The 12085-nt window shown below is 35.8% G+C and carries 14 protein-coding genes; all 14 read right to left on the bottom strand.

The window, feature by feature from the left end; genetic code table 11:
- Positions 1 to 58: 58 nt before the first annotated feature.
- Positions 59 to 1489: a tetratricopeptide repeat protein gene (locus BQ7483_RS02215; RefSeq protein ID WP_072544689.1), complete on the bottom strand. Its 1431-nt coding sequence runs from the start codon at positions 1487 to 1489 to the stop codon at positions 59 to 61.
- Between the two features lie 156 nt (positions 1490 to 1645).
- The gene (locus tag BQ7483_RS02210; protein ID WP_018711319.1) at positions 1646 to 2140 is read right to left on the bottom strand and encodes a hypothetical protein; all 495 of its coding nucleotides are present in this window, start codon (positions 2138 to 2140) and stop codon (positions 1646 to 1648) included.
- Between the two features lie 23 nt (positions 2141 to 2163).
- Positions 2164 to 2793, bottom strand: coding sequence for a hypothetical protein (locus BQ7483_RS02205; protein ID WP_072544688.1), 630 nt, complete (start codon positions 2791 to 2793; stop codon positions 2164 to 2166).
- A gap of 85 nt (positions 2794 to 2878) precedes the next feature.
- Positions 2879 to 3643: a hypothetical protein gene (locus BQ7483_RS02200; RefSeq protein WP_072544687.1), complete on the bottom strand. Its 765-nt coding sequence runs from the start codon at positions 3641 to 3643 to the stop codon at positions 2879 to 2881.
- Positions 3644 to 3673: 30 nt separating this feature from the next.
- Entirely contained in the window at positions 3674 to 4267 is a 594-nt protein-coding gene (locus BQ7483_RS02195; protein WP_072544684.1) for a hypothetical protein, read from the bottom strand.
- 68 nt (positions 4268 to 4335) lie between these two features.
- Positions 4336 to 4830 (bottom strand): DUF2004 domain-containing protein, encoded by a 495-nt coding sequence (locus tag BQ7483_RS02190; RefSeq protein WP_013619113.1) that lies wholly within the window; start codon positions 4828 to 4830, stop codon positions 4336 to 4338.
- 72 nt (positions 4831 to 4902) lie between these two features.
- Positions 4903 to 5559, bottom strand: coding sequence for a hypothetical protein (locus BQ7483_RS02185; protein ID WP_072544686.1), 657 nt, complete (start codon positions 5557 to 5559; stop codon positions 4903 to 4905).
- A gap of 89 nt (positions 5560 to 5648) precedes the next feature.
- Complete coding sequence (locus BQ7483_RS02180; protein WP_072544685.1) at positions 5649 to 6572, bottom strand: hypothetical protein; 924 nt, start codon at positions 6570 to 6572, stop codon at positions 5649 to 5651.
- Positions 6573 to 6643: 71 nt separating this feature from the next.
- Entirely contained in the window at positions 6644 to 7393 is a 750-nt protein-coding gene (locus BQ7483_RS02175; protein ID WP_072544947.1) for a hypothetical protein, read from the bottom strand.
- A gap of 626 nt (positions 7394 to 8019) precedes the next feature.
- Complete coding sequence (locus BQ7483_RS02165; RefSeq protein WP_013616527.1) at positions 8020 to 8646, bottom strand: DUF6630 family protein; 627 nt, start codon at positions 8644 to 8646, stop codon at positions 8020 to 8022.
- A gap of 118 nt (positions 8647 to 8764) precedes the next feature.
- Positions 8765 to 9358 carry a hypothetical protein gene (locus BQ7483_RS02160; RefSeq protein ID WP_072544684.1) on the bottom strand — a complete coding sequence of 198 codons (594 nt, stop codon included), beginning with the start codon at positions 9356 to 9358 and terminating at the stop codon, positions 8765 to 8767.
- Between the two features lie 33 nt (positions 9359 to 9391).
- A complete protein-coding gene (locus BQ7483_RS02155) occupies positions 9392 to 9985 on the bottom strand; it encodes a hypothetical protein (protein ID WP_072544684.1) in 594 nt (197 codons plus the stop codon).
- Between the two features lie 64 nt (positions 9986 to 10049).
- Positions 10050 to 10718: an SMI1/KNR4 family protein gene (locus BQ7483_RS02150; protein WP_013619074.1), complete on the bottom strand. Its 669-nt coding sequence runs from the start codon at positions 10716 to 10718 to the stop codon at positions 10050 to 10052.
- Between the two features lie 184 nt (positions 10719 to 10902).
- The gene (locus tag BQ7483_RS02145; protein WP_235847289.1) at positions 10903 to 11913 is read right to left on the bottom strand and encodes an NTF2 fold immunity protein; all 1011 of its coding nucleotides are present in this window, start codon (positions 11911 to 11913) and stop codon (positions 10903 to 10905) included.
- Positions 11914 to 12085 lie beyond the last annotated feature (172 nt).

Raw genomic sequence — 12085 nt, 5'->3', positions numbered from 1 at the left:
CGTAAAAAATTGGTAATGGGTTGGTGCGGAACAGCGTTTAGCTGTTAGCTCAACCTTGTTAGCGATCTTTACTTTCTGAATCAGACAATCTTGTTAGCCTACAATACTGGCGGAAATCAGAAAGGTAGAACGAATATTGCGGATATTCGCGTAATACTGGCACGACCTTTTCTAAAAAGGCATTAACGTCATACAACAGAAAGTCCATATAGCAACAACAGGTTCCCATTGCACCTCCCAACAGAAGTCCCAGCCCTTCCGGATTCAGAATTTCCTTCGTAATCCTATCCTCCAATGCATACCGGAAGCCTAAAACTAATTTTCTTTGTTCAGCACTTGTATTGTCATATGGAAATGCAAGAAATACAGCTTGCGCTCCAAACCGATTGATTTTATCAAAGATAGTCGTGACGTTTTCGTAATATTGGGAAATCAAGTGAGAAAAACAGGTAGTACCGATAGCCACATCATACCGTAACTCTTCATTTTCTTCCGGCTCCAATTGATAGGTGACAAAAACATCCTTTGGATTTTCAAACACTTCTTTGCCATGTTCTTTTAATGTTTGCGTGATATGCCTACGGAGTGCCGTAAGAGGAAACATATCGCCTTTCAATTCATCAGCACGTTCAACATCTGAAATATACCTAAAAGCAAGACCTTCGCCTAACATTATTTCCATCATAATACAAAAAGTGCCATATCCTTGTTCTTCAGGCAAAGAGCATAAACCCTTTTCATAAAACGAAACAGCAAAATCATTTTGCTTGTCATCATAATTGGCATATACATAGACTTCTTCCATATTCACTTTAATCCCATGCATTCGGAATTCGAAAGAAGTATCCATTCCTGGATTATAAGGGAAGAAATGCCATTTGTTTTCCAGCGATTCCGGCATTCGGGATATTAAATAAGGATAGAGATAAAATAGGTGCTCATTCCCTTCTATTGAAAAAGTAAATTCATAATTGCCACCTATATTGAAATGCACGTCTTTTGCTATCAAGTCAGTACCTTGCTCAATAAATCTAACAACCACATCACCATCATATTCGTTACGTTTTTCGACCATTCTCGAAAGTTCTGCTTCATTCTGCAAAAACCATGACCAAAAAGCGTCAACCCTACTCTTAAATGGTACTTCTATATTGCATTGACGAATAAAATCAATCGTGTCTTCATCTCCTGGTGTCAATTCATCGGCTTTTGTAAAATAAGACAATGCTTCCCTATTCCTGCCAAGATAATAGAGAGCATAGCCCATTCGATAATTCCAGTTGGTATCCGACTCACCAACTTCTCGAATTGATTCAAGCAAGACTAATGCCTTTTCATACTCACCATTATAATTGTAAGCTCGTGCCAATAATCCGATTTCTTCAAAATCCCTGTTTGCTGGAGAGATTCCTTCTAAGAAATCAATTACATTCTGGTGTTTATCGGCTTCTGTCCAACTATCAATTTGTCGTTTTAGTTCTATATTCATAATTATATCCTTTATTTGATTGTTAATGGTTTAGCGGGGAACGCTGTCAATCGTTATCACGCTTTGTTACCGATATTTTTTACTTATTTTGATTTATAAAATTTCGATGAAGAAATGAGATAAAGCTATTTACTCGCCTTCTCTGATAAACTATAATTACCATTGTTCATATTTTCTTCTACTTACTATTTTACCGTTTTTTATTTCCTCAAACCTTTCTTCAAGCAATGGGATAAAAACAACAGCATCAAAATCAAGAAAGCGTTCTTTATATTTCAAGATAACATCTTTGAAATATAGGAATATATCATCACAAAGTGCCTTTCTTGTTTCAATTTCGGACAAGTTATCATATTTGTCAATTGTGAGCATTTGGTCTATTATAAGTTTATCATCTTTTTTAAGGTATCTGTAAAATGATTTTAAGTTGCCACCTTCTATATTTTCAGAAAGGAAAAATCTAAGAATTGCGTCAATTGCAATATGACTATATTGAGGATCAAGAGTAGTTAGTTTGGTCGAATTTGATTCTTGCCAATCAAAATCGTTTAAGCCATCTATAATTTCATCTAAAATCTTTTGATTCTTAAATGCTGTTTCAGGTGTTCTACCTCCTTGCGATTGATATGTAATTCTTAAAAATAGTCCCATAATGAAATTAATTTATTTTGTTATTATCGGTAATGGTTTGGTGAGGAACAGTGTTCAGCTGTTGGTTCGACCTCGTTATAAACACTATTTTCCATTTGAAATAGTTTGTTGTATGGTATTGCAAACTCGTTTGTTTCACAAATGGGAGCAAACATTCGTATCATAAAAACCTTGCAATAGATACTATCACATAGTATGTTTTTATTAGATTGTTCCATAATGAACAGTGCTTTATAAAAAAACTTATCGTTCATTTCTTTGACAAAAACCACATCATAAGAGATTAATATAGCAAGACTGTCATTATTCATAAAATCATTGTAGCTTAAATTCCTTTTACAGCCACCTTCCAAAATAATTTCACAGTCATCAAGTTTTTTATCTGTTATAAATTCTATCACACCATCGTGTTTGGGGTGCTTGTATTTTATGTTGCTGTAATCACTTGCTGATATTTCTCTTATACGTGTTTGTTCAACGAAAGGTAATTTTTTTAATCCCCATTGAACTGGGTACAATGTAAATAGCCATACATACATTCCAATAATGATGATAATCGGAAATGCAAACATTAAGGAATGTCTTAAATCCTTTCGGACAAGGCATCCTAAGAAAGCTATAATTAGCATAAGAAGCAATACAATGATTATCATCCTATTCCAATTCTAATTGTTTATAATGGTTTGGTGAGGAACAGCGTTCAGCTGTTATCTCGACCTTGTTAGTTGCTTACTATATTTACTTAATGATTTCAATGTCTTGAATAGGTATATAACCTATATGGGCATTAAAAATGGAATTTATTCTACACCAGTCATTTACTATTTTACTTATAACAACAGGCATTCCAAAACTAACTGCTATACCATCTTCTCCTTCGGTAATTTTTTCTCCATCAGGTAAAGAATAAATGTAGGGGCTGCATAGTATGGCACTATCTCCAACTTGTGGCGTAAAATTCGTCCTTTTAGCATTCGGGGGGCTCTGTAATATTATATTATACTGAGCTTCCATACATTTCGTAGATAAGAATAGGTATGCTTCAAAACAGTCATTACATTCATTCTTTTCAGGAAAATGCTCTATATGAAAACCCGGAGTGTCAGCATACAACTTTCCGTGAGTTTCATCTCCTCTATTATATACCCCATATATCAATCGCCCATTAGAATCATAATATGCGATACTGTGCAATGCACCCCCGTCAGCCCATCGCTTAAATACTTTCCTGATATTGTTATCGCTATCGAAATACATAGTGATCAATATATTGGCATTCTTAATTTGACCATCATCTAAGATTTTGTATGAATGGATTTGATCGAATTCCATATATTCATCCTCTATTACTTTTCCTAAACTATCTAAAGGAACAAGGTATGCAATTCTCAAAGGCATTTTGTTTATTGCATCAATCTCTGTTTGAATAGTTTCCTTATAGTTCTGTGCAAAAGTATAAGGTGAAAGCAAGAATAAAACATAAAGTATAATTACTCTTTTCATATTGCAACTAATGGTTAGAAAGGAGCATCGTTAGATGCTATCTTTCGTTGTTAGATATTTATTGCCCTTTCCCGTTTGGGAACATGGAACAAAAGTCGCCTTTATAATTCGATTATTACAGTTAAATGGTACATAAGCCACTTTACTATCAATACTTAACGTGTCGTTTAGCTGTTTCAAATGGGAGGGGTCATTTCGTAATAAGACTTCCAATTTTGAAAAGTCCACAGAACTGTATATCGGATAGAAACCGGAAAAACATGTAGGCGTTATGTAAGCAATTTGACTTTCATAGTCAAAGAATAAGAAACGGTTTCCGTCTGCCACATTATCATACACGGCAAAGCAATCAAACTTTCTTACTCCATTGATTGTATAGCTTTGCATGAAGTCAATACTGCTATCATCTACCGCTTCTAACTCAAAAACAACACGCTTTTTACCTTGTTGATTAAAACACAGCCTATATAGAATTTCAAATTCTGTTTCTTCTGTTTCTATATAAAGGGTATCTTGTTCAATCAAAGAACTATACTTGGCTGGATTTTGTTCCACATAGCCGTTTTTCGCTATAACACAGCAAAGTGGGAAAAGGAGCAAACTATATAATACAAATATTCTCATGTCTTTATATCTAATGGGATGCAGCTTGCCGCCGTTATAGGCGGCACAGGTGCATGTTAGTCGCATATTTAACTTTCCCAAGTAATATCTAATATTTTTCCTTTATTGTCTGTATGTACTACGACTATTTCATCGGAATTTTCACTATCAATCATGTAATCCCAAACAGCATAGTGATTATCGCCGGGATAAAAACTAATTCTCTCCACCCTCTGTAGCAACAAGGATAGAAACTGTTCTTCCCTTGTTTTTGTGGAATCAGCATTTGGCAATAAATCATCAACATTATCACCCCATTCGTCAAGATGCCAACGGACATATTCATTCGTTGTGCCACCATCTTCATAATCCTTTAATATGGATTTATCTATTTCTGTCTTGTATTTAAGAAGGTTGGAAAGATAGCCTTCCAGTTCTGCCGACCAATCCTTGGGGTTGCCTTCATAATTGCAGAAGTCCAAATCCAATTCGGCATCCTTGTTACAAATCATTACATGACCTTCAAAATAGTCCTCTTCCTTATTATCTACTTCACCGAAATAAGTAATATTCTTCTTGCTCATATTCTTTTGTTTTTAATTAATTGCGACTAATGGTTTGGTGAGGAACAGCGTTAAGCTGTTGGCTCGACCTTGTTATAAGCTACATTGTTCTGTTATTATATTCTTTATTATTTTAGAATCTGTGCCATTCAGCATGTAAACGCTGCATAGTTTACTAAGAGCTTGCTGAATATCCACATCCGTTATCCCTAAATTGAACATTATACCTAAAGGTAAAAAACAAGAATCAGGAACTTGCTCATCTTCAATATTTACCATTGGGATATGACTTTCTGCATCATTTTCACAACTCAATACACACCCTCTGTCTTCTTCTTGTAGATTTCCTGTAGCATCTAATTCGGCACAATAGAAACGCTTTTCTTGGCTTTCATCATAATAGCCATAGGCGCAACGATATTCCCATAAATCTATCGAGAAGTAATAGACACCGCATTTTGCCGAAAGTCTTTTACACAATGTTTCGTAAATATATCGCAAACATTTTCCTTCAATGATATAATATCCGTTAATTAATGACGAAATCAATATCTTATCCACTCTCGGTAAAAGGTCATCAAAATAATTGTCTGCATTTTTATAAGTAGTACAAAGTATAGGGTTGTTATCCCACTGCTCATTTTCAGACAAAAGGGTTAGTCCTAATATATCTGCAACATCTTTTCTGACGTATGCAGGTATTAGGAGCCAATCAGCACAGCTAAAATATTCTTGTAATTGTTCGTTCATGATTCGGTGTATTATTGCTTATAATGGTTTGGTGAGGAACAGCGTTTAGCTGTTATCTCGACCTTGTTATGAACTTTACTTATCACACATTATTCCAGATAATAATCAATTATAGATAGCCTCTTGTTTAACTGACAGTTAATAACATAATCAGGTAAAACATTTGGAGCCAAGAAAATGATTGTAATATATCCTTTGTCAACAATGATTTTATCAATAGACAAATCCCCACAAAGTAAGTTGGTTTGTTCCACAAGATCATGTTTGGAAACATTATCTGTTTGAGAAAACACATCTTTTGTTAGTTTCTTACTTAGTCGAATTTTCATTTTATCCAATTCTTCAGGTTTAAGAATAGATAGCCATTTATCTATTTCTGTCTGTGGACTATCTGGAGAGTATGCAAGTTCTACATTCAATTTTTTTCCTGACAAATCAACCTCAAAAATCTTATTGGAGGTTGATTTTTGCTCAGAAGATTCTTTTTTGCAATCAACAGATTGTAAGATATTATCTAACACTTCTGGGCTTGGCGCAACAAATGTTATTTTCTTATCTCCTTGTCGAATAAAAAAGGATGACAGACTTGTATTTATCCTTAATGTATATAAACAATATGTACCTCTAATCCAAATAGGGAAATAATCACGTATCTTCAAATAGTTAAATTTCCGTATTGAGTATGTATTTTTAGATTTTGTTGAAATCCATAAGGCTAATTCTATAAGTAGAAAATTAGAAGATTCTTCAAGAAAAAGATCCCCGTCATTATAGTAAACAGGAGGATCAAATAAATGTTTATCAGTATTCTTAATTAAATAAACATACTTATCATCGGCTCCAAATGAAAACATTATGCCATTCTCCCGGACAGACAAATCCATGAAACCTTCAAGCTGCAAATTATGAAGTATCATAATATTTTGCTCGCCATGCAACTTGTTAATATCCATTTGTGTGGAAATTGTTTGTAATAATGTGTGACAATGTTTTATAAAATCATTTGCTTCCATATCTTGTTTTTTAATTGTTCATAATGGCTAAGCGGGAAACGCTGTAAGCGTTATCACGCTTTGTTATAAACTCAATTTACTTTGCATGATTGGCTTTTATTTACCCACCATTCCTGTTCTTCCACTTCACGAGCCTTTTGTATCTCGTCCGTTGTCAGATTCTCATTGTGATAGGCATTATATAGATTTTCCCAACCATTCTTACGATATTTCGGTGATACAACCCATTCTCCTGCATCATTAAACAGGCAGAAGTTTGCTGGAGTATCTGGTATGATTTCATCTGCCCAGGAACAGACTTTTGTCAGCCCCTTTGCGGATTTCCACTTACCCCGATATTCAGATAAGTTCAATTTCAGTTCTGATATTTCATTTAGTCCTTTCTCTATTTGTTGTCCTCTCATCCGATACCCTTGTTTGAAAGAACCGGAGAATGTACCGCAATATCGTTTATCTCCGTATTCCTCAAACGAGTAATGCCCGTATATGAAACCGTCCACTTCCGTATATTCACTTTTTATTATTTGAGAACAGGAAGAAATGCTATCTATACAAACCTTTCCCTTAAACGGACATATTACGGACAATCGGGTACGACTGATACCCATTATCTCATATTCTCTACTATCCATTTTCCGAGCATCGGTAATATGAATGTCAATTCGGCTACAATCTTCTCCTAATATGCCAATCATGCTTGAATTGTCAAACAAGCCAGAAAGGTCTTGCTGCAAAATATCCGCTTTGTGATTTTGTGGATAGGCTACTCCACAAAACCAAAAGAGTAAAAAGATACTGATATGGTATATTTTCTGTTCCATATTTTGCATTACTGTTTATAATGGTTAGCAGGGAACGGCTTGCCGTTATCCTGCGTTGTTAGCGAAATATTACTTGAAATTTTTTATCATATTTAGTTATAAATCAATTTGCATATACCTATTCCTACCAAGAACACCAATAGAGGAGAACAATATATCATCCATGCTGGGATTATCTTGTTCCACATGTTACCTTTGTATTTCAAAAGTATAGCGGCTGTCCTTTTGCGAGTATATCGCAAAAAGAATGCGATAAAGCACAACATACCTGCACCCACAAATATACTTTGTATCTGAATGGGAGTGAAGTTCTCTAATGAAAACCAATCATCTGTCAGTACTTTGTTAAAGAAGATACTGAAAAAGAAAAATATTATCATAGAAACCATGCCCAATAAGAGGCAGGCACTGAGACGTGCAGCTTCATTATGTTTTCGATAAACCACATATAACCGATAATACAGGTAGTCAAAAAAATAATACTTGTATTTTCCCCCTTCTCGCATCAGATTGTTTCGTGCGAAATGACTTATTGTTTCTTTTCTGTATCTCATCTTTCTGAAATTTTCGCTAATGGTTTGCAGCTTGCCACTGTTAAGTGGCACAGGTGCTTGTTAGCAACTACATTAATAATAAGTCTTTTCCATTTCTACAACTTCATTTGCATTTTCATCCCAAAAGAGTGTTCCACATACTTCGCACTTTTCATTTGCCATATTGCTTTCCTCTTCAATCAACATGTCATAACATGCAAAATCTTTACAATTAGGGCAGGTTATGGAAATAACCACTCGACCTTGCTTTTGCTCTAAAGTTGATAACTTCCAAAAATCAGATTTTATAGACTTTAGTTTTTTGGCATCTTTTTTATAAGCCACCAATATGTTATAAGTGTCATTTTCTAAGTCAAGCAATACAACTCTTGCCCCAAGCTTTTCCAATTGCTTATCAAAATAGGATAACGCAAAGGGAATGAAATCACCTCGTTTGGGTTCTTCTATTTCTTGATTATATTTTTGATAAACTTCATCTTCGGATACAACCAATTGTACCCCCAACATTGATTGAAGTCTGTTGTTGAAGAAGTTATACAACATTCCTTGTCTATCTTCTCCACTCCAATCCACTATTAAGAGGAAATTTTTATCCACTAATTTATAGAACAGGCTTTCATCGTCTTTAATAGTCTGTACATTCATTTCCATAAGTTCTTTTTCTCCAAGAACTTTTGCGAGCATTGTTTTATAGTTCATATTTCTTATTTTTATTTGNTCATTCACTACCGTTATTTTTTTACATTTGTTTATTTGTTTGTAAGTTGCTGTATATTAGTTGTTTTAATTTGCCTTGAATGGTTAGAAAGGAGCATCGTTAGATGCTATCTTTCGTTGTTAGATATTTATTGCCCTTTCCCGTTTGGGAACATGGAACAAAAGTCGCCTTTATAATTCGATTATTACAGTTAAATGGTACATAAGCCACTTTACTATCAATACTTAACGTGTCGTTTAGCTGTTTCAAATGGGAGGGGTCATTTCGTAATAAGACTTCCAATTTTGAAAAGTCCACAGAACTGTATATCGGATAGAAACCGGAAAAACATGTAGGCGTTATGTAAGCAATTTGACTTTCATAGTCAAAGAATAAGAAACGGTTTCCGTCTGCCACATTATCATACACGGCAAAGCAATCAAACTTTCTTACTCCATTGATTGTATAGCTTTGCATGAAGTCAATACTGCTATCATCTACCGCTTCTAACTCAAAAACAACACGCTTTTTACCTTGTTGATTAAAACACAGCCTATATAGAATTTCAAATTCTGTTTCTTCTGTTTCTATATAAAGGGTATCTTGTTCAATCAAAGAACTATACTTGGCTGGATTTTGTTCCACATAGCCGTTTTTCGCTATAACACAGCAAAGTGGGAAAAGGAGCAAACTATATAATACAAATATTCTCATGTCTTTATATCTAATGGTTAGAAAGGAGCATCGTTAGATGCTATCTTTCGTTGTTAGATATTTATTGCCCTTTCCCGTTTGGGAACATGGAACAAAAGTCGCCTTTATAATTCGATTATTACAGTTAAATGGTACATAAGCCACTTTACTATCAATACTTAACGTGTCGTTTAGCTGTTTCAAATGGGAGGGGTCATTTCGTAATAAGACTTCCAATTTTGAAAAGTCCACAGAACTGTATATCGGATAGAAACCGGAAAAACATGTAGGCGTTATGTAAGCAATTTGACTTTCATAGTCAAAGAATAAGAAACGGTTTCCGTCTGCCACATTATCATACACGGCAAAGCAATCAAACTTTCTTACTCCATTGATTGTATAGCTTTGCATGAAGTCAATACTGCTATCATCTACCGCTTCTAACTCAAAAACAACACGCTTTTTACCTTGTTGATTAAAACACAGCCTATATAGAATTTCAAATTCTGTTTCTTCTGTTTCTATATAAAGGGTATCTTGTTCAATCAAAGAACTATACTTGGCTGGATTTTGTTCCACATAGCCGTTTTTCGCTATAACACAGCAAAGTGGGAAAAGGAGCAAACTATATAATACAAATATTCTCATGTCTTTATATCTAATGGTTTGGAAAGGAACTCCGTTCAGGGGTTATCTTTCCTTGTTAGTAGCGTCATTCCATTTTGTACATTTTTTTCTCCCAACCTTTTAATTCTTGAAGAACAGGTTTGGGATTTTGCAATATCTGATTAAGAAATTCTACAAAATTAGGTGCTAATACTTCCTTTTCAGGTGTTTCGTAATCAAAGAGTACAACTTCACCTTCTTTATTCTCATTGTCTGTCAATTTAAGAGCTATCACACCATAATCAGAATATCGACCTATCGCAAAATACCCTTTATCAAGAATTTCCTCTTGCAGTTCCTTGTTATTTTCAATCAGGATTTTATTCCATGAATGGATAGGCTTTGGATATAGACAAACATCTAAATCCCAAAATATTTCATAAAAGTGCTTGTATTTCAGATAAGTCTTATATGAAAGCGGAAGAATAATATTCAAAATACTCTCTAATTGAGAAATATCCTCGTCTGAAATTTGATTATCTATCGCTTTCCATACATGGTCTTTTTCTGTAATAATGTCCACCATATAATTTGTATGTTCCGGTTGGGTAACATATATCTTGACTGATTTTCCTTGAAGTATGGCATTATCCAGTGAATCCCGCATTTCAGACTCTATGGGTTCTTCATAAGAAGAAACATACATAAGGTATTCTCTATGCTCTTGCACAAAGCCCAAACATTCATCTACATATTTCTTTATTATTTCTTCCATATTCTTATTTTGTTTTCAGTTCGCTACTAATGGCTAAGCGGGGAACGCTGTAAGCGTTATCCCGGTTTGTTAGCAAAATATTATACCCATTCTAATATTGGGTTAGGTCTATGAACAAAATACCGTTTATTATCCGAAATTGAAAATATCATTCCCGAATGTAATTTCGTTCAAGTTCCTCTTTTTACAATCCACAACGCCTCCACCCGTCTGTCCGCATCTGTACTGCATCGATTTTCCATGCTTCCCCCACACGTTTCATACAGAAACGATAGTCGAGATTGATTCTTTCATCCTGCGCATAGATGTAAAGTTTGTTGCGGGAAACCTGTTCGGCATCAACCAGGCGGAAGGTGGCATACGTCCCCTCTGGAGAAAGCGACAAAGCGAGCGGCCGATACCCCATCCGTGGCTTCTCGGATACATACTGCTGCCAGATCTGCTGCAACTTCGGTCGCACATCCGGCGCATCAAAATCTGTCTGGTCGGTATATTTCTCCCATTGAGTCATGGCGGCAAAGAAAGCATACAGCACCTGTTCCGCCTGATGAACCGCATCAGCGTCCACCTCCAGCTTCTTCTTCGCCTGGTTTCGTTGCAACGAGGCGAACAGCTCCATCTGCTCCTGGGTAAAGAGGTCGCCAGGACGCAAGGAAAGGCGTTTATTGAAAGCAATGCCAAGCATCCCTTCATAAGTGATCTGAGTTTGTCGAACATGCAAATGATTCAGCTTAGGAAGCTGAGCAGCCCGATGCAACCCCTCATCGTCCAGCGACGTGGCGCTCAAGTCCAACAGAGCCACCTTACTTGCCTGCATCATGGACAACCCCTTTCCAGTAATTGTAGGATTTCCTGCCAAGAGCAGATACTCCAAAGTGGGCATGGTGGCAAATACCGCAAAGCATGCGTCGGTAAGCTTCGCATATTCGATCCCTACATTGACCATTTTCTTGGCACCTACCAGCGGTTGAATCTGTTCGTCCGTTAAAGGGTAATGCTTGACATGAAATCCCACCAAAGCAGGATAAGCGCCAATCTGTTGCATCACCTCCACAGATAGCTCGGGCATGAGCATCACCTTATCGCCATCAAAAATCAGTTTGCCGTCTTCCCAGTCGATGGTACGTGCCCGCTTGGGAAAAGAAGTAAGTTCTTTTATCATCGTTCTATCATTTTTAAGGTAATCTTTGTTCATAGACTTTCTGTTTTTGCTAATGGTTCGGAAATAAGCACCGTTTAGGTGCTTCATTTCTTTGTTCAAGGCAGTTTTACCCACCATGCACTATTACATATTTATATAGAACTTCAATTTTTGACTGCTGTTTCCGGCAGAAAGGGGTGTGAAGTTCATTCCTGCACCCGGTTCG

Source organism: Mediterranea massiliensis (assembly GCF_900128475.1).
Taxonomy (GTDB): Bacteria; Bacteroidota; Bacteroidia; order Bacteroidales; family Bacteroidaceae; genus Bacteroides; species Bacteroides massiliensis_E.
The sequence above is the reverse complement of the archived record's forward strand: the minus strand, read 5'-3'. Positions and strand labels throughout refer to the sequence as shown.

Excerpts from the sequence above, each read along its gene's own strand:
- BQ7483_RS02175 (WP_072544947.1), bottom strand. The coding sequence starts at position 7,393 with ATGGAACAGAAAATATACCATATCAGTATCTTTTTACTCTTTTGGTTT.
- BQ7483_RS02160 (WP_072544684.1), bottom strand. The coding sequence starts at position 9,358 with ATGAGAATATTTGTATTATATAGTTTGCTCCTTTTCCCACTTTGCTGT.
- BQ7483_RS02200 (WP_072544687.1), bottom strand. The coding sequence starts at position 3,643 with ATGAAAAGAGTAATTATACTTTATGTTTTATTCTTGCTTTCACCTTAT.
- BQ7483_RS02165 (WP_013616527.1), bottom strand. The coding sequence starts at position 8,646 with ATGAACTATAAAACAATGCTCGCAAAAGTTCTTGGAGAAAAAGAACTT.
- BQ7483_RS02145 (WP_235847289.1), bottom strand. The coding sequence starts at position 11,913 with ATGAACAAAGATTACCTTAAAAATGATAGAACGATGATAAAAGAACTT.
- BQ7483_RS02210 (WP_018711319.1), bottom strand. The coding sequence starts at position 2,140 with ATGGGACTATTTTTAAGAATTACATATCAATCGCAAGGAGGTAGAACA.
- BQ7483_RS02150 (WP_013619074.1), bottom strand. The coding sequence starts at position 10,718 with ATGGAAGAAATAATAAAGAAATATGTAGATGAATGTTTGGGCTTTGTG.
- BQ7483_RS02185 (WP_072544686.1), bottom strand. The coding sequence starts at position 5,559 with ATGAACGAACAATTACAAGAATATTTTAGCTGTGCTGATTGGCTCCTA.
- BQ7483_RS02215 (WP_072544689.1), bottom strand. The coding sequence starts at position 1,489 with ATGAATATAGAACTAAAACGACAAATTGATAGTTGGACAGAAGCCGAT.
- BQ7483_RS02180 (WP_072544685.1), bottom strand. The coding sequence starts at position 6,572 with ATGGAAGCAAATGATTTTATAAAACATTGTCACACATTATTACAAACA.
- BQ7483_RS02190 (WP_013619113.1), bottom strand. The coding sequence starts at position 4,830 with ATGAGCAAGAAGAATATTACTTATTTCGGTGAAGTAGATAATAAGGAA.
- BQ7483_RS02155 (WP_072544684.1), bottom strand. The coding sequence starts at position 9,985 with ATGAGAATATTTGTATTATATAGTTTGCTCCTTTTCCCACTTTGCTGT.
- BQ7483_RS02205 (WP_072544688.1), bottom strand. The coding sequence starts at position 2,793 with ATGATAATCATTGTATTGCTTCTTATGCTAATTATAGCTTTCTTAGGA.
- BQ7483_RS02195 (WP_072544684.1), bottom strand. The coding sequence starts at position 4,267 with ATGAGAATATTTGTATTATATAGTTTGCTCCTTTTCCCACTTTGCTGT.